This window comes from Saccharopolyspora erythraea, assembly GCF_018141105.1.
In the GTDB taxonomy this organism is placed as follows: domain Bacteria; phylum Actinomycetota; class Actinomycetes; order Mycobacteriales; family Pseudonocardiaceae; genus Saccharopolyspora_D; species Saccharopolyspora_D erythraea_A.
The window spans coordinates 7,380,441-7,402,677 of record NZ_CP054839.1; the positions used below are offsets into that span (position 1 = coordinate 7,380,441).

Sequence of the window (22,237 nt, forward strand, 5' to 3'; positions counted from 1 at the left end):
AGCCCGATAGGCAACTGAACACCTGAAGTGGGGTGGCTTCCCGGCAACGTCCGGGAAGCCACCCCACTTCACTTAAAAGGCACCTTCGCCTGCCTCACGCACACGGGCGGTGCCGTGGTTCTCATCCCGTCGACCTGGCGCCAGCCCGATCAGACCGGGTCAAGGGGGCACCCCTGATGCCAACCGCAGGCTGCCTCGAAAAATCGCCCCCTTGACGCGGTCTGATAGCCCTCGTGGAGGTCGACGGGATGAGAACCGCCCCGCTCCGAACCGCAGCATCCCCCGAAAACCCACTCATCCCGGAGACCTGCCGGGGGCCTGGGGGCGGCGAGCGCCCCAGAAACCCCCTCTGAAGGCGACCCGCAAAGCCAGGGTGAGTTCGTCGAAAACCCCGCGCCCCCGCTCTGAAGGTGACCCGCCAGCCTGGCTGGACGCGTCGAAAACTCACGCGCCCCCGCTCCCAAAGTAAGCCGCGATGTGAAGGCGGCTACCCCGAAAACCCCCGCGCCCCCACCCTCAAAGCGACCCACAAAGCCAGGGCGAGTCCCCCACCCCCACCACCCGCTACCGAACGGTCTCCAGGATCAGCGGCCGTCCGCTCTCCCGCTCCTCGCTTCCAGCCCCCGCCCCTTCCCTCGCGATCGTGAACGCCCCCTGCAGGGCCTCACGAGCCGCCTCGAAGGCTTCCGGGGTGTCGGTGTGCAGTTCCAGCAGCGGGCTGCCCTGTGCGATCTCCTCGCCCGGTTTGGCCCGGCACACGATGCCCGCGCCGTGCTGGACGTCGTCCTCCTTGCGGGAGCGGCCCGCGCCCAGGCGCCACGCCGCGACGCCGACGGCGTAGGCGTCCAGCGACGTGAGGACGCCGCTCTCCGGCGCTGCCAGCACCTCCACGTGCTCCGCCCGCGGCAGGACCGCGTCCGGGTCGCCGCCCTGCGCCTTGATCATGCGGCTCCAGGTGTCGTGGGCCCGCCCCGAGGAGAGCACGTCCGCAGGGTCCACATCGGACATCCCCGCGTGGCTCAGCATCTCGCGGGCCAGCTCCACCGTCAGCTCGACGACGTCGGCCGGGCCGCCGCCGCTGAGCACCTCCACCGCCTCGGCCACCTCCAGCGCGTTGCCGACCGCCCGCCCGAGCGGCACCGACATGTCGGTGATGAGCGCGCTGGTGTTCAGCCCGTTCGCGGTGCCGATCTCGACCAGCGCGGCGGCGAGCTCCCGCGCCTGCCCCAGGTCCTTCATGAAGGCACCGGAACCGCACTTGACGTCCAGCACCAGCGAGCGGACTCCCTCGGCGATCTTCTTGCTCATGATCGAGCTGGCGATCAGCGGTACGGACTCCACGGTGCCCGTGACGTCGCGCAGGGCGTAGAGCTTGCGGTCGGCCGGGGCGAGCCCCTCCGTCGCCGCGCAGATGACCGCTCCGACGTCGGCGAGCTGCTCGCGGATCTCGTCGGCCGACAGGCTCGCGCGCCAGCCGGGGATCGACTCCAGCTTGTCCAGCGTGCCGCCGGTGTGGCCGAGCCCCCGGCCGGAGAGCTGCGGCACCGCGGCTCCGCACGCGGCCACCAGCGGCGTCAGGGGCAGCGTGATCTTGTCGCCGACGCCGCCCGTGGAGTGCTTGTCCACGGTGGGCGCGCCGACGTCACCGAGGTCGAGGCTCGCGCCGGAGGCCACCATCGCGGCCGTCCAGCGCGCCGTCTCCACAGGTTCCATGCCGCGCAGCAGGATGGCCATCGCCAGCGCCGACATCTGCTCGTCGGCGACGGCGCCGCGCGTGTAGGCGTCGACGACCCAGTCGATCTGCTCGGGGGTGAGTCGTGCGCCGTCGCGCTTCGCCCTGATCACATCGATCACGGAATGAGCCATCATCGCCTCCACACGAACGAATCGAAGGACTACCACCAGATCAACGAACAACCGTGATCGAAGTTCACCGGACAGCCTGGCCGGAGTTCAACCGCCAACCGTGATCAAAGCCCGACGGAACGATCAGAGTTGGAAGGCGTCCGGGAGGACATCGCGCATCGGCAGCACCCCGCGCGGTGTGTCGATAAGGCATTCCGGGCCGCCGAGCTCGAACAGGACCTGACGGCAGCGCCCGCACGGCATGAGCAGCTCTCCGGTGCCGCTGCGGCACGCCACGGCGACGAACCGGCCGCCGCCGGTCAGGCGCAACTGCCCCGCCATCGTGCATTCCGCGCAGAGCGCCAGGCCGTAGGAGGCGTTCTCGACGTTGCACCCCACCACCATCCGGCCGTCGTCGCAGATCGCGGCCGCACCCACCTGGAGCTTCGAGTACGGGCAGTACGCCTTGCCCGCGACCTCCACCGCCGCCGCGCGCAACGCGTCCCAGTCGACCGAGGACGCTGCGGGAGCCACTGAAGCCAAAGCGAGTTCTCCTTCGCAGGAAGCAGGAAGGCGGCGGGCCGGCACCTGAGGCGCCGGCCCGCCGCCGCGGTCAGTCCGTGCCGCGCCGGTACTGCAGGCCGTTGGCCGCCGGGGGCCGCAACCGCTGCGACGCAGCCGCCAGCACGATCAGCGTCACCAGGTGCGGCGTGTAGGCCGTGAGCTCCTCGGGCAGCTCGTCGGTGAACCAGTAGACCGAGTACAGCGCCGAGGCGAACACCGCCGCGATCCCGGCCGAGAACCACTTGCGCCGCCAGATCTGCACCGCGACGACGGCGAGCAGCACCAGCGCCGCCGCGTAGAACAGCGCGTGCACCGTGGTCTCGCCGCTGCGCAGTTGCAGGCCGTCGGAGTAGCCGAACAGCGCCGCGCCGCCCAGCAGCCCGCCCGGCCGCCAGTTGCCGAAGATCATCGCGGCCAGGCCGATGTAACCGCGGTTGTTGGTCTGGTTCTCCAGGTAGCCGGCCTGGCCCGGGTTGAGGATCAGCGCCGCGCCGCCGATGCCGGCCAGCGCGCCGGAGACGATCACCGCGAGGTACTTGTACCGGTAGACGTTGACGCCCAGCGACTCCGCCGCGACCGGGTTCTCACCGCACGAGCGCAGCCGCAGCCCGAACGGCGACCGCCACAGCACCAGGTAGCTCACCGGCACCAGCAGGAAGGCCAGCACGGTCAACGGCGACAGGCCGGTGACCAGGCCGCCGAGGACGCCCGCGACGTCGGAGAGCCCGACCCGCTGCATGTCCTCGAGCTCCTGCAACCAGTCGCCCAGCGGCTGCACCGAGTAGGTGTCGAACTTCGGCACCGGCGGCGACTCCCGCGGGTTGTGCGAGATCGGCTCGAACACCAGCGTCGACAGGTACTTCGCCGTCCCGGCGCCGAGCAGGTTGATCGCGACACCGGACACGATGTGGTTGACCCCGAAGGTCACCGTCGCCACCGCGTGCAGCAGGCCGCCGACCGCGCCGAAGACCGCCGCCGCGACCAGTCCGGCGACCGGGCCCCACTGGTAACCGGCCCATGCACCGCCCCAGGTGCCGAGGATCATCATGCCTTCCAGACCGATGTTGATGACCCCGGCGCGTTCGGCCCACAGACCGCCGAGCGCGGCGAGCAGGATCGGCACGCCGAGCCGCACCGCGGCCTGCACCGTCCCGGACGCGGTCAGCTCGGGCAGTCCGGTCTGGTAGGAGGTCAGCGACACCGCCACCACGGCGACCGCCACCCACAGGGCTGCGCGCGCCCAGCCGGGGAACGGCCTGCGGGTGCGCTGCCGGACGGGTTCGGTCGTGATGTCCACCGTGGTCGTCATGCGCGCTCACCTCCCGCGCTCGCGGCGGCCGGTTCGGCCGCGGTTCCCGTTGCCCGCCCGACCCGCCGCTGCTCGGCGGCCTGGTCGTAGCGGCGGACCAGCTCGTAGGCGACGACGACCGACAGCACGATCGCTCCCTGAAGGATCGTCACGATCTCCTTCGGCACGCCGATGTTGTCCAGCGTCAGCGAGCTCTTGTCCAGGAACGCCCACAGCAGCGCGCCGAACGCGACACCCAGCGGGTGGTTGCGGCCCAGCAGCGCGATGGCCAGCCCGGCGAAGCCGTAGCCGGTGGAGAAGTTGATGGTGAAGGTGTGGTCGCGGCCGAGGATCTCGGGCAGGCCGGCGAGCCCGGCGATGGCACCGGAGAGCAGCATCGCGGTCAGCACCATGCGCCTGGAGTTCACCCCGCCGGCCAGCGCCGCGGTCGGCGAGAGCCCGGAGGCCCGGAGCTCGAAGCCGTAGCGGGTGCGGTCCATCATCAGCGCGTAGCCGACGCCGACCGCGACCGCGAGCAGCACGAGGCCGAACATCGTGCCCGCCTCGCCCATCGGGATGCCCGGGATCCACCCGGACTCGGCGATGACCGGCGTGCCCTGGGTGTTGCCGCGGAACTCGCCGAAGACGCGCACGAGGTAGGCGATCACGCCGAAGGACAGCGTGTTCAGCATGATCGTGGAGATCACCTCCGACACGCCGCGGTAGACCTTCAGCAGCGCCGCGATCCCCGACCACGCGGCCCCGACCAGCGCGCCCACCGCGATGACCACCAGCGCGTGCAGGCCGAAGGGCAGCGACAGCGAGCCGCCGACGATCGCGGCGACGCAGGCGCCGAGCCGGTACTGGCCCTCGATGCCGATGTTGAGCAGGTTCATCTGGAAGCCGATCGCCGCCGCGATCGCGACCAGGTAGTAGGCCCCGGCGGTGTTGACGATGTCGGTCGCCGTCGAGCCGCGGCCGACCTGCAGCACCATCTCGGCCAGCGCCTCGGCCGGGTTCGCGCCCGAGAGCATCAGTACGAGGCTGCACAGCACGACGGCGAACGCGATCGCCAGCGCGGGCGGCAGGAGTCTTGCGGTCCAGGTGTTCATGCGGCATCACCGCCCGTCGCACCGGTCATCGCGGCACCGAGCTCCTCCGGCGTGACGTCGGCGGGGTCGGCGTCGGCGACGAGCCTGCCCCGCAGCATCACCTTGATCGTGTCGGACAGGCCGATCAGCTCGTCGAGGTCGGCCGAGATCAGCAGCACCGCCAGCCCCTGCGACCGAGCGGTCCGCAGGTGCTCCCAGATTCCGGCCTGGGCGCCGACGTCGACGCCCCTGGTCGGGTGGGCGGCGATCAGCAGCACGGGGTCTCCGGAGAGCTCCCGGCCGATCACCAGCTTCTGCTGGTTGCCGCCCGACAGCGCCGCCGCGTCGACGTCGATGCCGGGGGTCCGCACGTCGAACTGCTCGACGATGCGCTGGGTGTCGGCCTTGGCGCCCGGGCGGTCCAGCAGCACCCCGCGCGCGGACGGCCTGCGCGTCTGGTGGCCGAGGATGCGGTTGAACCACAGCGGCGCGTCCAGCAGCAGGCCGTGGCGGTGGCGGTCCTCCGGCACGTAGCCGATGCCCGCCTCGCGCCGCTCGAGCGTGGTGCGGTCGGTGATGTCGCGCTCGCCCAGCCGGATCCGGCCGCGCAGCGCGGGCCGCATGCCCATGATCGCCTCGACCAGCTCGGTCTGGCCGTTGCCCTCGACCCCGGCGATGCCGACGACCTCGCCCGCGTGCACGGCGAGGTCGACGTCGGAGAGCACCTCGCGGCCCTGTTCGACGGCCGAGAGCCCGGTCAGCGTGAGCACCGCCCGGTTGGTGACCGTGGACGCGCCGTGCTCGGGCACCGGCAGCTCGCTGCCGACCATCATCTCGGCGAGCTTGCGCGAGCTGACCTCACCGGCCGGCACGGTGCCGACCGTGGTGCCCCGCCGCAGCACCGTGATGGTGTCGGCGATGTCGCGGACCTCGTCGAGCTTGTGCGAGATGAACAGGAACGTGAAGCCCTCCTGCCGCATGGTGCGCAGGGTCTCGAACAGCTCGTCGACCTCCTGCGGCACCAGCACCGCCGTCGGCTCGTCGAGGATGATGATCCGCGCACCCCGGTAGAGGACCTTCAGGATCTCCACCCGCTGCCGGTCGGCCACGCCGAGGCGTTCGACCAGGACGTCGGGCCGCACGTCCAGCCCGACCTTCGCCGCCAGGGCGCGCACCTCGGCGCGCGCCTTCGCGCCGATGCCCCGCACGCCCTCCGCGCCGAGCACGATGTTCTCGAGCACGGTGAGGTTGTCGGCGAGCATGAAGTGCTGGTGCACCATGCCGATCCCGGCGCGGATCGCGTCCGCGGGTGTGCGCAGGCGCACCTGCTCGCCCTCGATGCGGATGGTGCCGGAGTCCGGCGCCTGCATGCCGTAGAGGATCTTCATCAGGGTGGACTTGCCCGCCCCGTTCTCCCCGCACAGCGCGTGCACCTCTCCGGCACGCACCCGCAGGTTCACGTCGGAGTTGGCCACCACGCCGGGGAAGGTCTTGGTGATCGAGGTCAGTTCCACCGCGGGCGAGGAGATCTCGCCCGGTGCGGCACCGAGGGCGGGTCCGGCACCGACGTCCGGCTCGGCACCGTGGTCCGGCTCGCTGGGGTTGCGCATATGGCTCCGTCGCTGGAACGCGCCTGCCGCACCTGGTCGGGGCGGGCGGCACTGGGTCTGGCGGGCTCCGCGCGCCGCAGCGCCGGTGTGGGCCGTCCGGCGCGCGGAGCCGCTCGTCGGTGCGGTCAGTTCTGCGGCTTGTCGACGACCCTGATCTGGCCGGAGGCGATCGCCGCCTTGTAGGCGTCGGCGACCGGGACCAGGTCCTGGATCTTGCCGCCGGAGGTGGAGTAGCCGACGCCGTCGATGGCCAGGTCGAACTTCTTGGGCAGCGTGCTCAGGTCGTTGCGCGCGACCGCGGCGACGTAGTCGAACACCGCGAGGTCGACCCGCTTGAGCATCGACGTGATGATCACGTCCTTGTACTCGGCCACGGTCGGCTGGTTGTACTGGTCGGAGTCGACGCCGATGGCCATCGCGCCCGCCGAGCTGACCGACGAGAACACGCCCTTCCCGGAGGCGCCCGCCGCGTGGTAGATCACGTCGGCCCCGCTCTCCAACTGGCCCTGGGTGACCTCGGAGCCCTTGTTCGGGTCCTGGAAGCCGCTGCTGTCACCGGCCGGGGTCAGGTAGTCGTGTTTGATCTCGACGTCCGGCGCGGCGGCCTTGGCGCCCTGTTCGAAGCCCGCCTGGAACTTCTCGATCAGCGGGGTCTTCACGCCGCCGACGAAGCCGACGGTGCAGTTCTTGGACCGGTGCGCGGCGATGACGCCGACCAGGAACGAACCCTGCTCCTCGGCGAAGACCAGCGGCGTGACGTTCGGGACGCCCTGCACCTCCTCGTCGACGATCCCGAACTTCGTGCCGGGGAACTCCGGAGCGACGATCCTGACCGCGTCGGCGTAGGCGTAGCCGACGGCGATCACCGGGTTGAAGCCCTCGCGCGCGAGCTGGCGCAGCCGGGTCTGCTTGGCGTCCTCGGGCTCACCCGCACCGGCGTCCAGCGACTTGATCTCCGAGAGGCCCATCTCGCGCTGGGCTCGTTCGAGGCCGGCGATCGATGCGTCGTTGAACGAGGCGTCGCCGCGGCCGCCGATGTCGAAGGCCAGACCGACCTTCATGTGGGAGGCGTTCGGCGGCGCCTGCTGCTCGGCAGGCGTGTTCGCCGGTGCGGTGGCGGTGGGCGGCGGGCTGGTCTTGCAGGGCTGACCGCTCGCGTTGTCGCTGCCCCCGCCCCCGGTGTCCTTGGCGCATCCGGCCAGCGCGAGCGCGCCGGAGAGCACCACGGCGACCGCAGTGGCGCCGGAACGCCCCCTGGACCGCGACCAGCCTGCACCCGAGCGCCGATGAAGTGGCGTCCGCCGCATGCCGTACCCCTTTCGTGTCGGTATCGCCGCATGCCCGCGCCACCACCGGCTGGTCCTGCCGAGGACCGGGCAATGACGGGCTGCCGGGTCGACTCCCCCCGGAGGCGTTTCCGGGGTGAATTGTTGATCCGGTGGGCAGCGCACGCCATTCGTGGCGTGATCTCCGGAATTTAGGACCGAACGGTGCCACGGCGGGAGCGAACGCAGTCACGAATTGGTTTCTGCATCGATCAACTCGCGGTGAACGGGGAATTTCGCGGCGCCGACGGCCGGCGGAACCGCCCGGAACTCTGGGAATAACGCGGAATTCGGGTGTGTAACGCGCTTTCCGCGACTGCGAGCGGAGAACCGGAAGCACCAACGGCGAGGAGCACGCGGGCAGGACGGGCACCGGGGCGCACGATGCCGACGCGGGCGAGCGAGCGGGCGGACGGTACCGGAACGGGTGGGCACCCAGCCTGGAGCACCGCGTGTGCTCCGGACCACGTGACGGCGCGGGCCGCGGGCCCCAGCGTCCAGGACCGCGGAGCGCCGCTTCGAGCCGGGCGCCCCGCGGCGCCGACCCGTGCAAGACTGAACCGAACGCGCATTCGACTCGCGAAAGGCCGGGTTCCGGCAAGCCGCCCGCACCGCCCAGCGGTAACCGAGCGTGGTGGCACGCGTCACCTCGATTGACGCGAAACTGTCACGGAAAGGTTTCTACATCGATCAACCCGGCCCGGGCGTCTGTCTCATCGATCACAGAGTGCACCTGCGAGTAGGCTCCGCGGAGCGGCGAGGTCTAGCATCCGATGGGTCAAGGCCCCAGTTCAGGTGGCCGGTGGCGGGCGTACACATCGACGACTCGAACCGGTCGCCGGTGTTCCCGAGATTGGGGTCGTCAGTCCACCAGCGACGTTGGAGGCCTTCCACCATGGCCAGCACCACCGCCTCCGCGGCGGAGGCCCCCCAACGCGAGGCACTCCCTCGCGCCAAGGGCTCCCTCTACCGCGGCGATCTGGGCATGTGGTCGTGGGTCGCGCACCGCATCACGGGCGTACTCACCTTCTTCTTCCTGTTCGTACACGTCCTGGACACCGCCCTGGTCCGGGTCTCGCCGAACGCCTACGACACGGTCATCGAGACCTACAAGCACCCGGTCATGATCCTGTTCGAGCTGGGTCTGCTCGCCGCGGTGCTGTTCCACGCGTTCAACGGCATCCGAGTCATGCTCGTCGACTTCTGGTCGAACGGGCCGAAGTACCAGAAGCCCATGCTGTGGACCGTCGTGGTGCTGTGGCTGGTCCTGATGGTGCCCGCCGCGATCAGCCTGCTCGGCCGGGCCGTCGACATCATGTTCGGGGGGCACTGACATGACCACCACTGAAGCCCCGCTGTCGGTCGACAAGCCCCGCTCGCCGTCGCGCCCGGCGGCGCGCCGGAGCAACTTCGAGCTCTACAGCTGGCTGTTCATGCGGCTGTCCGGCGTCGTCCTGCTGTTCCTCGTGCTGGGCCACCTGCTGATCATGCTGTTCCTGGACGGCGGCGTGCACCGGGTCAACTTCGCCTTCGTCGCGGGACGCTGGTCGTCGCCGTTCTGGCAGTTCTGGGACCTGGCGATGCTGTGGCTGGCCGGTCTGCACGGCGGCAACGGCCTGCGTACCGTCATCAACGACTACTCCCGCAAGGACGGCACCCGCTTCTGGCTGAAGGTGCTGCTGTACGCGTCGGTGCTGCTGACGGTCGGTCTGGGGAGCTTCGTGCTCTTCACCTTCGACCCGAACATCGGCTGACCCCGGCACCCAGCAGCTCCCCGGGGCCCGCCCACGGCACGTGGCCCCGGCACCCAGCCCCAGGAGGCGACAATGCAGTACCACAAGTACGACGTAGTCATCGTCGGCGCCGGCGGCGCCGGGATGCGCGCCGCGATCGAGTCCGGGCAGCGCGCCCGCACCGCGGTGCTGACCAAGCTCTACCCCACCCGCTCCCACACCGGCGCGGCGCAGGGCGGCATGTGCGCCGCGCTGGCCAACGTCGAGGAGGACAACTGGGAGTGGCACACCTTCGACACCATCAAGGGCGGTGACTACCTGGTCGACCAGGACGCCGCCGAGGTGATGGCGAAGGAGGCCATCGACGCGGTCCTCGACCTGGAGAAGATGGGCCTGCCCTTCAACCGGACCCCGGAGGGCAAGATCGACCAGCGCCGGTTCGGCGGTCACACCCGCGACCACGGCAAGGCCCCGGTGCGCCGGGCCTGCTACGCGGCCGACCGCACCGGCCACATGATCCTGCAGACGCTGTACCAGAACTGCGTCAAGCACGGCGTGGAGTTCTACAACGAGTTCTACGTGCTCGACATCGTCATGGGCGAGGGCGAGAACGGCCCGGTCTGCACCGGTGCCATCGCCTACGAGCTGGCGACCGGCGAGATCCACGTCTTCCAGGCCAAGTCCGTGGTGTTCGCCACCGGCGGCTTCGGCAAGGTGTTCAAGACGACCTCCAACGCCCACACCCTGACCGGTGACGGCATGGGCATCGTCTACCGCAAGGGCCTGCCGCTGGAGGACATGGAGTTCTACCAGTTCCACCCGACCGGCCTGGCGGGCCTGGGCATCCTCATCACCGAGGGCGTCCGCGGCGAGGGCGGCATCCTGCGCAACGCCGACGGCGAGCGGTTCATGGAGCGCTACGCCCCGACGATCAAGGACCTCGCGCCGCGCGACATCGTCGCCCGCGCGATGGCCCTGGAGGTCCTGGAAGGCCGCGGCGCGGGCCCGAACAAGGACTACGTCCTGCTCGACGTGACCCACCTCGGCGAGGAGCTGCTGGAGACCAAGCTCCCCGACATCATGGAGTTCTCCCGCACCTACCTGGGCGTGGAGCCGACCAAGGAGCTGGTGCCGGTCTACCCGACCGCGCACTACGCGATGGGCGGCATCCCGACCAACATCACCGGCCAGGTGCTGCGCGACAACGAGAACCTGGTGCCGGGCCTGTACGCGGCCGGCGAGGTCGCGTGCGTGTCGGTGCACGGCTCCAACCGGCTGGGCACCAACTCGCTGCTGGACATCAACGTCTTCGGCCGCCGCGCGGGCATCGCCGCCGCCGAGTACGCGCTGGGCCAGGAGCACATCGACCTGCCGGAGCAGCCGGAGAAGCTGGTCCAGGGCATGGTGGACCACCTGCGCACCGCCAGCGGCGGCGAGCGGGTCGCCACCATCCGCACCGAGCTGCAGCAGACGATGGACGCCAACGCCTCGGTGTACCGCACCGAGGAGACCCTCAAGACGGCGCTGTCGGACGTGCAGGCGCTCAAGGAGCGCTACGGCCGGATCGCCGTGCACGACAAGGGCAAGCGGTACAACTCCGACCTGCTGGAGGCGATCGAGCTGGGCTTCCTGCTCGACCTCGCCGAGTCGCTGGTCAACGCCGCACTGGCCCGCAAGGAGTCCCGTGGCGGGCACGCCCGCGAGGACTACACCGCGCGGGACGACGTCAACTTCATGCGGCACAGCATGTCCTACAAGGTGCTGCCCGACGCCGAGGACCCGAACGCACCGCTCGGGCTCACCGGGTTCACCGCCGACATCCGGTTGGACTACAAGCCCGTCGTCGTCACCCGGTACCAGCCGATGGAGCGTAAGTACTGATGACCGCCACCACCACCAGCAAGCACGACACGACCGACCTTCCGGAGGACGCGCCGCCGATCCCGGAAGGCGCCACGATGGTGACCGTCCGGATCCAGCGGTTCAACCCGGAGGTCGACGAGGGCCTGCACTGGGAGTCCTACCGGGTGCCGGCGCTGCCGACCGACCGCGTCCTCAACCTGCTGCACTACATCAAGTGGTACGTCGACGGCTCGCTGACCTTCCGCCGGTCCTGCGCGCACGGCGTGTGCGGCTCGGACGCGATGCGGATCAACGGGGTCAACCGGCTGGCCTGCAAGGTGCTGATGAAGGACCTGTTCGCCAAGAGCGGTGAGACCACCATCAGCGTCGAGCCGATCAAGGGCCTGCCGGTCGAGAAGGACCTGCTGGTCGACATGGAGCCGTTCTTCGAGGCGTACCGGGCGGTCAAGCCGTACCTGATCACCTCGGGCAACGAGCCGACCCGCGAGCGGCTGCAGTCGGTCGCCGACCGCGCGCGGTTCGACGACACGACCAAGTGCATCCTGTGCGCGGCGTGCACCACGTCGTGCCCGGTGTACTGGTCGGAGGGCTCCTACTTCGGCCCGGCGGCGATCGTCAACGCCCACCGGTTCATCTTCGACAGCCGGGACGAGGCCGCCGAGGAGCGCCTGGACATCCTCAACGACGTCGACGGCGTCTGGCGCTGCCGCACGACCTTCAACTGCACGGACGCCTGCCCGCGTGGCATCCAGGTCACCAAGGCGATCCAGGAGGTCAAGCGGGCCCTGATGTTCCGCCGCTGACCGCCCGCGACACCCGACCGGCGCCCGCCCCACCACAGGGGCGGGCGCCGGTCTCTGTCAGGGGCGCCTGAGGCTCCGCCACGCAAGGTGGGCCCAGGGACGAGCGCTCAGCGTCGCGACGCTCGGTAACCGCGCCACCCCAGAACGCCGATGATGGTGCCGAGCACGATCGAGACGACGGCGATCACGACATGGACAACGAGGTAGGAAGTCGGCGAACCGTCCGCCCAGGAACGCTCGCTGGTCCAGATGTTGCGGATGAAGTTCGGCCACAGCAGGTACGTCCAGACCCCGAAGGCCAGCAGGAACAGCGACCAACCACGCGAAAGTGTCACGCCGCCAGTATCGGCCCACGCCTGCGGGCATCACTCCACCGGGGCGTAGCCGACTCCGTCCGACCGCCGCTACGCAACGACATTGGTTAGCCTTCAACGTGTGCCTGTGAGAGCCCGTTTGGCAATTGCATTCCGCACGAAACCGACCTCGGCTCTGCGCATCGCGGCCGCCTCGGTCGTGCTCGCGGCGACCGTGCTCGGTCCGACGCCAGCCATGGCGGCTCCGCAACCTCCGCCGCCCCCACCGCCGTGTTCCAACGCGACGGCCCCTCCTCCGCCCGTCGACACCTCCGAGGTGCCGCCGCCGGGCGTCGCCTCGCCGGATCCGCTGCCGGTGCCGGAGAAGCCGGTCGGCGGCGACCGGCTCGGCGAGTGCGCGGGCCCGGTGCTGCCGGAGGGTGCGCCGGCACCGCCGCCCGAGGTGGGCGCGGTGTCGTGGATCCTCGCCGACGTCACCAGCGGTGAGGTGCTCGCGGCACGCGACTCGCACGCGCGGCACCGGCCCGCGTCGGCGATCAAGGTCCTGACCGCGCTGGTGGCCATCCGCGACCTGAACATGTCGGACACGCTGGTGGCGACCCAGGCCGACGCCGACCAGGAGGGCAGCCGGGTCGGGCTGCACCCCGGCGTCACCTACTCCGTCGAACAGGTGGTGACCGGACTGCTGATGCAGTCGGGCAACGACGCCGCGCACGCGCTGGCGATGAAGCTCGGCGGCCCCGAGGTGATGACGGCCCGGATGAACGAGCTGGCCCACCACCTCGGCGCGCTCGACACCCGCGCGGCGACGCCGTCCGGACTGGACGGGCCGGGCATGAGCACCTCGGCCTACGACCTGGCCCTGATCTTCCGCGCCGCCATGCAGCGCCCGGAGTTCGCGCGGGCGATCGGCACGCAGCACACCGTGCTGCCCGGCCCGCCGGGGCAGCCGCTGGAGGTGTGGAGCGACAACGCCGTCCTGCTCAACTACGCCGGCGCCCTGGGCGGCAAGACCGGTTTCACCGACGACGCCAGGCACACCTTCATCGCCGCCGCCGAACGCGACGGCCGCCGCATCGTCGCGGTGTTGCTGCGCGGCGAGAACCAGCCGCTCCGGCTGTCGTCGCAGACCATGCGGCTGCTCGACTACGGCTTCACGCTGCGCGGCCGGGTCGGCGAGCTCGTGCCGGAGGGTGCCCTGGAGCCGACGACCGAGACCGCGCCCGTCGTCCCGGCGCAGAACGTCGAGCCGCCGCGCCGCGACCCGGTGTTCGGCACGGTCGGCGGCCCGCTGTCGCTGGCGGCCGCCGCGGCCGTGGTCGTGCTCGGCGTGGTGGGTCTGCGGCAACGCCGAGCGCGGCGGGCCGCCGCCGCCCGACGGGAAAGCGCGAAGGTCCCGGCCGACCACCCGTAGCCCCTCCCCTCGCACTGCTGGACTCCAGCGGTGCGCGGTGGTTCAATTTGTTAACGGCTCCGTATCGTAAACAAACTGGGGGTTGCGATGACCGAGGTGCTGATCATCGGAGCAGGCCCGTCCGGCTTGGCGCTCGCATGTGCGCTGGGCCAGCACGACGTGGCGGTGCGGGTGGTGGACAGGGCGGACGGACCGGCCACCACGTCGCGGGCCAACATCCTGCACGCACGCGGCGTCGAGGTCCTCAACCGGCTCGGCGCGCTGGGTGACCTGCGCGAACGGGGGCTCAGCGCCATGGAGCTGACCGTCCACCTGGAGGGCCGTCCGGCCGCGAAGGTGCGCTTCGGCGAGGTCGAGGGCACCCGGCTCTCGGCGTTGTTCATATCCCAGGCCGAGATCGAGGGCCGGCTGCGCCGCCGCCTCGGCGAGCTGGGCATCGAGATCGAGTGGGGCGTGGAGCTGGTCTCCGCCACCCAGGACGACAACGGCGTCAGCGCCGAGCTGAGCGGCGGTGAGCGGGTCCGGGCGCAGTGGCTCGTGGGCTGCGACGGCGCGCACAGCGCCGTCCGGCGCTTCGCGGGTATCGGGTTCCCGGGTGCCCCGCTGGTCGACCAGTGGCTGCTCGCCGACGTGCACGCCGACTGGGCGCGCGACCGCAGCGGGTCGGCCGCCTGGTACCACCGGGACGGCCTGCTGATCGCGATGCCGATGCGCGGAACCGGCGACGACCTGTGGCGGATCATGTGCGACGTGCCCCGCGCCGACGAGTCACTCACCGTGCAGCAGATCCTCGACCGCATCCGACGGCTGCTGCCCGAGCGCACCGGGCTCACCGACGTGCGGATCACCGACGCGAAGTGGGCATCGGCGTTCCGCATCCACCGCAGGCTGGCGGACCACTACCGCAGCGGGCGCGTGCTGCTCGCCGGCGATGCCGCGCACATCCACAGCCCTTTCGGCGGCCAGGGCATGACCACCGGCATCGGCGACGCCGAGAACCTGGCCTGGAAGCTCGCCCTCGTGGTCCGGGGCATGGCGGGCGAGGCTCTGCTGGACACCTACGAAGCCGAGCGCCGGCCGGTCGCGGCACACGTGCTGCGCGGCACCACCGCCAACACCAAGCTCCTGCTCGGCGGGGGCGCCGCGGGCCGGTTCCTGCGCGACCGGGTGCTGACGCCGCTGCTCAACCTGCCCGTGGTGCAGCGCGCGGGCACCAACACCGCGTCGCAGCTGCGGATCAGCTACCGGCGCGGCCCGCTCGCCGCACCGGCGCGCGGGCCGCGTCCGCGATCCGGCGACCGGGTGCGCGACTTCGAGTGCCTGCGCTCGGACGGCACGCGCACTCGGCTGCACACCGAGCTGCGCGGACGGTGGGCCGTGGTCGGAGACGCGCCCGTCGCGCGCAAGTGGCTCGGCGACCAGGTGGTCCCGTTGACCCCGACCGGAAGCGGAGACACGCTGCTCGTGCGTCCCGACGGTCACCTCGCCTGGCGCGGGACCGATCAGGCCGAGCTCGGGCGATGGCTGGAGAACGCTCTCGAACGCGGGAGGGCCCGATGAGCCCGCCGAGCCCTGGCGGAGGCTCGCGCCCGCGCGGCAGGCCGCGTGACCCCGAGGCGGACGCGGCGATCCTGCGGGCCGCGATGGACCTGTTCATCGAAGGCGGGGTCGAAGGCACCAGCATCGAGCAGGTCGCCAAGCGGGCGGGCGTCGGCAAGCTGACCGTCTACCGCCGCTGGTCCTCGAAGGAGGAGGTGATCGCGCAGGCGATCGAGTCGGTGCGCGTCGAGGCGGTCGGATTCGAGATGCGCGCGGACGTGCCGCTGCGCGAACAGATCGAGAGCGCGATCCCGGTGTGGGCGCAGGCGCTGTCCTCTCCCCGGGTCCGCGCGATGGTCGCGCGCGTCTTCGGCTCCGCCGCGCGGCATCCCGCGCTGATGGCGTCCTACTGGGAGCACCACGTCGTACCGCGCCGGAAGGCGATCCGGGCACTGCTGGAGCACGCGAAGGCGACGGGTGCTCTGTCCGAGGACACCGTCGTGGAGGTCCTGATCGACATGGTCGTGGGTGCGGTCATGTTCCGCCTGCTCCAGCCGGAACCCCTCGACGCCGAGGGCGCGCGCCGGTACCTGGAGGCCGTCTACCGCCAGGCCGGGCTGCTGCCCGATCCCACTGCGGGTGGATGACCCGAGCGGGGCGGCGTGGATGATCGGGTACGTGCGGATTCCGAGAGCGGTCGCGGTGGTCGTCGACGGGCCACGGGTGCTGGTCATGAGGCGCTACGTCAGGCGCGAGTCCCGGGAAGCCTGCCGGAACTGCGAGCACATCGGCTGGTCGCAGCCGCGGTGCCCCGGGCACCGTTACGCGCTCCTGCCCGGCGGACACGTCGAGGAGGGCGAGACCGCCGCCGAGGCGGCGTCGCGGGAGCTGACGGAGGAGACCTCGCTCAGAGCAACGACCGGACGGCTGCTGTGGACCGGTCACCACAACGGGCGCCCGGCGTCGTACTTCCTCATGACCGACGTCGAGGGCGCGCCCGCGCTGTCCGGTCCGGAAGCCGAGGCCCACGGCCCCGAGAACAGCTACGAACTCGTGTGGGCGGGCGCCGACGAGTTCGACCGGCTGGACCTGTATCCCGCCGAGGTCCGCGAGCCGCTCACCGACCTGCTGCGCACCCGTGATTCTTCTGGGCTGCCATAGCTTGTCACCGCCGTGACCTGCGCCAGGCGAGGCCGGCGAGGACTCCGAGGCCGAACAGGCTCGCCGTCGCCGCCGGACCCGTCCGCCCGCGCGTCTGCACCACGGGCCGGATCACGGCGGGCTCCGGCGGCGCGGGCACCGCGCGCTCCTGGTTCTCCGGCGCCGACGCCGTCCACGCGGCCACGAACAGGATGAACCGCGAGGTCAGGTAGGCGAACACCAGCAGACCGAGGATCGGCCCGAACGCGGCCGCGGCCGGCGAACCGGTGACGCTGTTCAGGTAGACCACCCCGACCTGCTTGAGGATCTCGAAGCCGACGGCCCCGAGCAACGCTCCCCAGACCGCGCTGCGAAGCGACACCGGCTTGCGCGGCAGCCGCGCCAGGATCCACAGGAACACCAGCCAACTCGCGACGAGCGAGAGCAGTAGGGCCAGTACCTGCAGCCCGACCCTGGCGAACGGGGTGTCGGCGATGCCGACCAGCTCCAGCAGCATCCGGCCGACACCGCCGCCGACCGCGCTGATGCCGAACGAGATGCCCATCGCCAGTCCGAGCCCGATCAGCGAGAGCAGGTCGGAGACGTACTTCTTCAGCATCGGCTGCTGCGTGGGCTCCTGCGTCCAGAGCGCCGTCAGCGCCTCGCGCAGGTTGGTCATCCAGCTCAGACCCGAGTACAGCGCCGCGAGCAGGCCGATGATCCCCACCGCGCCCGCCTGGCCGATCGCCTGGTCGACGACGTTGTTGAGCATCTGGCTCATGGCCGGGTTCGGCACCGCGGTGGTGATCGAGTTCCGCAGCTGGGCGAGCAGGTCCGGGTTGCCGCCCAGCACGAATCCGGCGATCGCGAACGCGATCATCAGCAGCGGCACGAGTGCGAGCACGCTGAAGTAGGTGATCGCCGCGGCGTAGTAGTCGCCGTACTGGTTCTGGTAGCGGGTCGCGGCCCGGATCAGCCGGTCCAGCCATTCGTGCCGCTGCCGAAGCCGGGCGAGCAGCCCGGGTGCCTTGGTCCGTTCGGCCACCGATCCACCTCCACCGGCACGTCCCTCGCGGGGGTGGTCCTCATGGCGCAGGGACCGTGCCCCCGAACGGAAGGCTACCGGCGGTTGATCAGTTCAGCCCGCCGGCGGCAGGAAGCCGATCCGGTCGTAGACCGTCTTCAGCGTGACCGCGGCGACCTCGCGGGCGTGCTCGGCGCCGCGCCGCAGGACCTTGTCCAGCTCGGCCGGGTCGTCGAGGTAGCCGCGCACCTTCTCCTGGAACGGCGTGACGAACTCCAGCACGGTCTGCCCGAGCTCCTTCTTCAGGTCGCCGTAGCCCTTGCCCTCGTAGGCGGTCTCCAGGTCGGCGACCGAGCGGCCGGTGAGCGCGGAGTAGATGACCAGCAGGTTGCTCACGCCCGGCTTGTTCTCCGGGTCGTACTGGATCTCGCGGCCGGCGTCGGTGACCGCCGAGCGGATCTTCTTGGCCGAGCGCTTCGGGTCCTCCAGCAGCTCGACGACGCCCGCGGGCACCGACTTGCTCATCTTCGCCGTCGGGTCCTGCAGGTCGAAGATCTTCGCGGTCTCCTTGGGGATGTGCGCGGCGGGCACCGTGAAGGTCGTGCCGTACCGCGAGTTGAACCGCTGCGCGAGGTTGCGGGTCAGCTCGAGGTGCTGGCGCTGGTCCTCGCCCACCGGCACCGCGTCGGCCTGGTAGATCAGGATGTCGGCGGCCTGCAGCACCGGGTAGGTGAACAGCCCCACGCTGACGTGGTCGGCTTCCTGCCGCGCGGACTTGTCCTTGAACTGGGTCATCCGGCCTGCCTCGCCGAAGCCGGTCAGGCACTCCATGACCCAGCTGAGCTGGGTGTGTTCGGGCACGTGGCTCTGCACGAACAGCGTGGCGCGGTCCGGGTCGATGCCCAGCGCGAGGAGCTGCGCGGCCGACAGGCGGGTCCGCTGGCGCAGCAGCTCGGGGTCGTGGCCCGTGGTGATGGCGTGCAGGTCGACGACGCAGTAGAAGGCGTCGTGGGTCTCCTGCATCACGACCCACTCGCGCAACGCACCCAGGTAGTTGCCGAGGTGGAACGAGTCGGCGGTGGGCTGGATGCCGGACAGCACGCGCGGCCGGGCCGCGGACGTCTCGGCGTTCTGGGTTGCGGGCGCGTCACTCACGTCCTGATTCTCGCAAGCGCACCCCGCCGACCGGGAGCGGGTCACCGGTCTCGGTGTTTCGCGCCCACGGCGAGGCCACCGGGCGGGGGCGGGGTACCGGTTGCGGCGGCCGGGGCGCATACCAGCCGGAAAGGCGTCCACCGGTCAGGCCGACCGCCGTCCCGGGCAGCCATGAAGCGGCGAATCTGATCCGGTTTGACGACGGGGCGTGCCCGGTCGCCTCCCGCACGTACTGACAACAGGGCGTGCCCGGCCGCATCCCGTGCGTATCGACCCCCGGCCCGCCGCACTGGACAGCCTCGGCGGGCGGGAGCCGGCCGCGAGTCAGCTCTTGCGCTGGTTCTCCGGCTGGATCTTCTTCTTCCGGAACACACCCGCGACCATGCCCACGACGCCGAGCACCACGGCGGTCGACCCGACCGGGCCGAACGACTCCAGGGGGCTGGGCTGCGCGACCACGGTCGACCTGGCGCCGGCGCTGGCGGTCGTACCGGCCACCAGCAGGCCCGTGACGAGCACGGCGCTGAGCACGGACACGCGGGTGCACACGCATGCCAATCGGCTACGCACGAGCGTTGCCTCCCTCGACGGGTAACCCGTACGGGTCACAAGCATTTCCAGCTCGGTGGCGGACAGTACCGACCAGACGTAAACGTCGAAGTCGCGTTGCGTAAACCTGTCACGACGGAATGATCATATTTTCCGTTCTGGGCGGCTTCGCACCGGGTCGGCGAAACGCCGTTCGCCGCAGGGCAAACGCGGTGCGGGCCGCGGATCCGCCCGCTTCGGCGCGACGGCCGGATCCGCGGCCATGAGTTCCCGCACAATCAGCCGGGCGACCCGTCACCCGCCTCGGTGATCGCGAGCTGAACCCGGCCGACTCGCCCATAAGTGGTACCGCGCTGCCGCGCCGGGCGGCCGACCCGCGCGGCGGCCTCGTGGAGCTCCTCGATCGTGCGGGCCGAACCGTGCTCGGACCCGGCCATCCGGCTGATCGTCTCCTCCATCAGCGTCCCGCCGAGGTCGTTGGCACCACCGGTGAGCACCTCCGAAGTGCCCTCGTCGCCGAGCTTCACCCACGAGCACTGGACGTTGTCGATGCGCCCGTGCAGCAGGATCCGCGCCATCGCGTGCACCGCGCGGTTGTCGCGGCGGGTCGGCCCCGGCCGGGCGAGACCGGCGAGGTAGATCGGCGCGTTGCGGTGCACGAACGGCAGCGGCACGAACTCGGTGAACCCGCCGGCTCCGTTGCCTGCGGCGGTGTCCTGCACCCGGGCCAGCGTCCGCAGGTGGCCGAGCCAGTGCTCCGGGGTGTCGACGTGGCCGTACATCATCGTCGACGACGACGGGATGCCCAGCCGGTGCGCGGTGCTGATCACCTCGATCCACTCCGCGGCGGGCAGCTTGCCCTTGGTCAGCACCCACCGGACGTCGTCGTCGAGGATCTCGGCGGCGGTGCCGGGGATGCTGCCGAGGCCGGCCTCGGCCAGCTCGGACAGCCACTCCTCGACGCTCACGCCCGCCTTGGCCGAGGCGCTGACGATCTCCATCGGGCTGAAGGCGTGCACGTGCATCTCCGGCACCCGCTCCTTCACCGCCCGGACCAGGTCGGCGTAGCCGCTGACCGGCAGCTTCGGGTCGATGCCGCCCTGCATGCAGACCTCGGTGGCCCCGGCGAGCCACGCCTCCTCGGCCCGGTCGGCGACCTCCTGCGGCGAGAGCCGGTAGGCGTCGGCGTCGCGCTCGCGCTGCGCGAACGCGCAGAAGCGGCAGCCGACGTAGCAGATGTTGGAGAAGTTGATGTTGCGGTTGACCACGTAGGTGACGTCGTCGCCCGCGACCTCCCGACGCAGGTCGTCGGCGATGCCGGACAGGGTGTCCAGCGCGGCTCCGTCGCAGGTCATCAGGGCCATCGCGGCGGCGGTGCTGGACTCCTCGAGCAGCGCCGCCGGATCGGACCCGGCCAGGTCCAGGCCGGCGCGGACATCGGAGTCGAGCCGCTGCGGGGCGGCTGCGCTCGGCAGCTGGGCGCGCAGCTCGTCCCAGTCGCCGTAGACGGTGTCGAAGTCACCGCGGCGGTCACCGCTGCGCCCGACGGTGTCGATACTGCTGTGCAGGTCGGTGCGCCCGATCGACTCGAATCCGCCGTCGGGTTCCTGCCACTCCCGGCCGACCGGCACGGCGTCCTCCGACGCCAGTCCGTCCGGTGTGGACAGCGCGGCGACGTGGCCCGCGATGCGCGGGTCGATCCACTGCGTGCTGTCCCCGGCCAGCCCCGCGCGCACGTACCGCGGGTAGGCGGTCAGCCGCTCGCGCATGCCGAAACCGCCCTCGGCGGTGCGTTCGGCGAGGTCGTCGATGTGCGGCCACGGATGTTCGGGGTTGACGTGGTCGGGCGTCACCGGCGACACCCCGCCCCAGTCGTCGATCCCGGCGCGCAGCAACAGCAGCAGTTCGTCGCCGATGAGGTTCGGCGGCGCCTGCACGCTCACGTCCGACGGCATCAGAAGCCGGGCGACCGCGGTGGTCGCGGCCAGGTCCTGCAGGTCGGCGTCGGGCATCCCCCGCATCCGGGTGTCGGGCTTGGCCCGGAAGTTCTGGACGATGATCTCCTGCAGGTGCCCGTACTGGCGGGCGCTCCGGCGCAGCGCCATCAGCGACTCGGCGCGCTCGGTCCTGGTCTCGCCGATCCCGATCAGGATGCCGCTGGTGAACGGCACGCCCACGCGTCCGGCGTCGGAGAGCACCCGCAGGCGCACCGCGGGCTCCTTGTCCGGGCTGGCGTAGTGCGGGTTGCCCTTCTCGCTCCACAGCCGCTCGGAGGTCGTCTCCAGCATCATGCCCATGCTGGCGGCGACCGGCTTGAGCCTGGTCAGCTCCGACCAGCTCAGCACACCCGGGTTGAGGTGCGGCAGCAGCCCGGTCTCCTCCAGCACCGCGACGGCGCAGGACCGCACGTAGTCCACTGTGGAGGAATATCCGCGCGCCTCCAGCCACTCCGCGGCGGCGGGCCAGCGGTCCTCGGGGCGGTCGCCGAGGGTGAACAGCGCTTCCTTGCAGCCCGCTGCCGCGCCCCGCCGCGCGATCTCCAGGACCTCCTCGCGCTCCAGGTAGGCCGACTCGACCCGGTGCGGCACCGTCGCGAAAGTGCAGTAGTGGCAACGGTCCCGGCACAGCCGGGTGAGCGGGATGAAGACGTTGCGGCTGTAGGTGACGACCCCCTGGCGCCCCTCGGCCAGCAGGTGCGCGTCGCGGGCGCGGCCCGCTGCGGCGAGCAGCGCGTCGAGGTCGTCGCCGCGCGCGTGCAGCAGCACGGCGGCTTCGGTGACGTCGAGCGACACGCCGTCGGTCGCGCGGCGCAGCGCCCGGCGCATCGCCGAGGCACTCGGTACGGGCTCCGGCGGTGGTGAGAGTTGCAGATCGGCCACCCCGCGACCCTAAGACCAGCGCGGGTGCCGACGCAGCCGTCGGCGAGGAACAGCACATGTCACGTACGGCTACTCAATTACTCCGATTCGCCCTATCAGAC

General features: G+C 71.1%; 19 protein-coding genes. 8 read left to right on the top strand and 11 right to left on the bottom strand.

Annotated features, from left to right (window positions below):
- Nucleotides 1–564 precede the first annotated feature (564 nt).
- The 6 genes from HUO13_RS32995 to HUO13_RS33020 all read right to left on the bottom strand — a co-directional run bounded on the left by HUO13_RS32995 (nt 565) and on the right by HUO13_RS33020 (nt 7,624).
- Complete coding sequence (locus tag HUO13_RS32995; RefSeq protein WP_211898810.1) at nt 565–1,869, bottom strand: thymidine phosphorylase; 1,305 nt, start codon at nt 1,867–1,869, stop codon at nt 565–567.
- Nucleotides 1,870–1,989: 120 nt separating this feature from the next.
- Nucleotides 1,990–2,433, bottom strand: coding sequence for a cytidine deaminase (locus HUO13_RS33000; protein WP_432757797.1), 444 nt, complete (start codon nt 2,431–2,433; stop codon nt 1,990–1,992).
- 25 nt (nt 2,434–2,458) lie between these two features.
- The gene (locus HUO13_RS33005) at nt 2,459–3,718 is read right to left on the bottom strand and encodes an ABC transporter permease (RefSeq protein WP_211898812.1); all 1,260 of its coding nucleotides are present in this window, start codon (nt 3,716–3,718) and stop codon (nt 2,459–2,461) included.
- Entirely contained in the window at nt 3,715–4,809 is a 1,095-nt protein-coding gene (locus HUO13_RS33010) for an ABC transporter permease (protein WP_211898813.1), read from the bottom strand. Before HUO13_RS33010 ends, HUO13_RS33005 begins: the two co-directional genes overlap by 4 nt.
- Entirely contained in the window at nt 4,806–6,398 is a 1,593-nt protein-coding gene (locus HUO13_RS33015) for an ABC transporter ATP-binding protein (protein ID WP_249124246.1), read from the bottom strand. Before HUO13_RS33015 ends, HUO13_RS33010 begins: the two co-directional genes overlap by 4 nt.
- A 125-nt stretch (nt 6,399–6,523) precedes the next feature.
- Nucleotides 6,524–7,624 (bottom strand): BMP family lipoprotein, encoded by a 1,101-nt coding sequence (locus tag HUO13_RS33020; protein ID WP_249124247.1) that lies wholly within the window; start codon nt 7,622–7,624, stop codon nt 6,524–6,526.
- A gap of 994 nt (nt 7,625–8,618) precedes the next feature.
- On the opposite strand from HUO13_RS33020, the gene sdhC reads away from it, so the two are divergent.
- The 4 genes from sdhC to HUO13_RS33040 all read left to right on the top strand — a co-directional run bounded on the left by sdhC (nt 8,619) and on the right by HUO13_RS33040 (nt 12,122).
- Nucleotides 8,619–9,056 carry a succinate dehydrogenase, cytochrome b556 subunit gene (gene sdhC, locus HUO13_RS33025; RefSeq protein WP_009945025.1) on the top strand — a complete coding sequence of 146 codons (438 nt, stop codon included), beginning with the start codon at nt 8,619–8,621 and terminating at the stop codon, nt 9,054–9,056.
- 1 nt (nt 9,057) lies between these two features.
- The gene (locus HUO13_RS33030) at nt 9,058–9,477 is read left to right on the top strand and encodes a succinate dehydrogenase hydrophobic membrane anchor subunit (RefSeq protein ID WP_211898815.1); all 420 of its coding nucleotides are present in this window, start codon (nt 9,058–9,060) and stop codon (nt 9,475–9,477) included.
- A gap of 72 nt (nt 9,478–9,549) precedes the next feature.
- Nucleotides 9,550–11,337 (top strand): succinate dehydrogenase flavoprotein subunit, encoded by a 1,788-nt coding sequence (sdhA, locus tag HUO13_RS33035; RefSeq protein ID WP_211898816.1) that lies wholly within the window; start codon nt 9,550–9,552, stop codon nt 11,335–11,337.
- On the top strand, nt 11,337–12,122 hold the full coding sequence (locus HUO13_RS33040; RefSeq protein WP_211898817.1) for a succinate dehydrogenase iron-sulfur subunit: 786 nt from the start codon (nt 11,337–11,339) through the stop codon (nt 12,120–12,122). The genes sdhA and HUO13_RS33040 overlap by 1 nt, the downstream gene beginning before the upstream one ends.
- Before the next feature lie 107 nt (nt 12,123–12,229).
- Here HUO13_RS33040 and HUO13_RS33045 read toward each other — a convergent pair whose 3' ends face one another.
- Nucleotides 12,230–12,457, bottom strand: coding sequence for an SCO4848 family membrane protein (locus tag HUO13_RS33045; RefSeq protein WP_211898818.1), 228 nt, complete (start codon nt 12,455–12,457; stop codon nt 12,230–12,232).
- A gap of 118 nt (nt 12,458–12,575) precedes the next feature.
- Here HUO13_RS33045 and HUO13_RS33050 point away from each other — a divergent pair, with 118 nt between their 5' ends.
- The 4 genes from HUO13_RS33050 to HUO13_RS33065 all read left to right on the top strand — a co-directional run bounded on the left by HUO13_RS33050 (nt 12,576) and on the right by HUO13_RS33065 (nt 16,550).
- Nucleotides 12,576–13,850, top strand: a complete 1,275-nt coding sequence (locus HUO13_RS33050; RefSeq protein WP_249124248.1) for a D-alanyl-D-alanine carboxypeptidase family protein — start codon at nt 12,576–12,578, stop codon at nt 13,848–13,850.
- 87 nt (nt 13,851–13,937) lie between these two features.
- The gene (locus HUO13_RS33055; protein ID WP_211898820.1) at nt 13,938–15,410 is read left to right on the top strand and encodes an FAD-dependent monooxygenase; all 1,473 of its coding nucleotides are present in this window, start codon (nt 13,938–13,940) and stop codon (nt 15,408–15,410) included.
- Nucleotides 15,407–16,036 carry a TetR/AcrR family transcriptional regulator gene (locus HUO13_RS33060; RefSeq protein WP_211898821.1) on the top strand — a complete coding sequence of 210 codons (630 nt, stop codon included), beginning with the start codon at nt 15,407–15,409 and terminating at the stop codon, nt 16,034–16,036. The genes HUO13_RS33055 and HUO13_RS33060 overlap by 4 nt, the downstream gene beginning before the upstream one ends.
- 31 nt (nt 16,037–16,067) lie before the next feature.
- Complete coding sequence (locus HUO13_RS33065) at nt 16,068–16,550, top strand: NUDIX domain-containing protein (protein WP_249124249.1); 483 nt, start codon at nt 16,068–16,070, stop codon at nt 16,548–16,550.
- A gap of 4 nt (nt 16,551–16,554) precedes the next feature.
- Here the strand turns inward: HUO13_RS33065 and yhjD are convergent, their stop codons facing one another.
- The 4 genes from yhjD to HUO13_RS33085 all read right to left on the bottom strand — a co-directional run bounded on the left by yhjD (nt 16,555) and on the right by HUO13_RS33085 (nt 22,136).
- Entirely contained in the window at nt 16,555–17,574 is a 1,020-nt protein-coding gene (gene yhjD / locus HUO13_RS33070; protein ID WP_211898822.1) for an inner membrane protein YhjD, read from the bottom strand.
- A 93-nt stretch (nt 17,575–17,667) separates the two neighbouring features.
- Complete coding sequence (trpS, locus tag HUO13_RS33075) at nt 17,668–18,708, bottom strand: tryptophan--tRNA ligase (RefSeq protein WP_249124250.1); 1,041 nt, start codon at nt 18,706–18,708, stop codon at nt 17,668–17,670.
- Between the two features lie 324 nt (nt 18,709–19,032).
- Nucleotides 19,033–19,278 carry a hypothetical protein gene (locus tag HUO13_RS33080; protein ID WP_249124251.1) on the bottom strand — a complete coding sequence of 82 codons (246 nt, stop codon included), beginning with the start codon at nt 19,276–19,278 and terminating at the stop codon, nt 19,033–19,035.
- Nucleotides 19,279–19,535: 257 nt separating this feature from the next.
- The gene (locus tag HUO13_RS33085; protein ID WP_211898823.1) at nt 19,536–22,136 is read right to left on the bottom strand and encodes a bifunctional FO biosynthesis protein CofGH; all 2,601 of its coding nucleotides are present in this window, start codon (nt 22,134–22,136) and stop codon (nt 19,536–19,538) included.
- Nucleotides 22,137–22,237 lie beyond the last annotated feature (101 nt).

Excerpts from the sequence above, each read along its gene's own strand:
- HUO13_RS33055 (WP_211898820.1), top strand. The coding sequence starts at position 13,938 with ATGACCGAGGTGCTGATCATCGGAGCAGGCCCGTCCGGCTTGGCGCTC.
- sdhC (WP_009945025.1), top strand. The coding sequence starts at position 8,619 with ATGGCCAGCACCACCGCCTCCGCGGCGGAGGCCCCCCAACGCGAGGCA.
- sdhA (WP_211898816.1), top strand. The coding sequence starts at position 9,550 with ATGCAGTACCACAAGTACGACGTAGTCATCGTCGGCGCCGGCGGCGCC.
- HUO13_RS33005 (WP_211898812.1), bottom strand. The coding sequence starts at position 3,718 with ATGACGACCACGGTGGACATCACGACCGAACCCGTCCGGCAGCGCACC.
- HUO13_RS33030 (WP_211898815.1), top strand. The coding sequence starts at position 9,058 with ATGACCACCACTGAAGCCCCGCTGTCGGTCGACAAGCCCCGCTCGCCG.
- HUO13_RS33015 (WP_249124246.1), bottom strand. The coding sequence starts at position 6,398 with ATGCGCAACCCCAGCGAGCCGGACCACGGTGCCGAGCCGGACGTCGGT.
- HUO13_RS33040 (WP_211898817.1), top strand. The coding sequence starts at position 11,337 with ATGACCGCCACCACCACCAGCAAGCACGACACGACCGACCTTCCGGAG.
- HUO13_RS32995 (WP_211898810.1), bottom strand. The coding sequence starts at position 1,869 with ATGATGGCTCATTCCGTGATCGATGTGATCAGGGCGAAGCGCGACGGC.
- HUO13_RS33010 (WP_211898813.1), bottom strand. The coding sequence starts at position 4,809 with ATGAACACCTGGACCGCAAGACTCCTGCCGCCCGCGCTGGCGATCGCG.
- HUO13_RS33060 (WP_211898821.1), top strand. The coding sequence starts at position 15,407 with ATGAGCCCGCCGAGCCCTGGCGGAGGCTCGCGCCCGCGCGGCAGGCCG.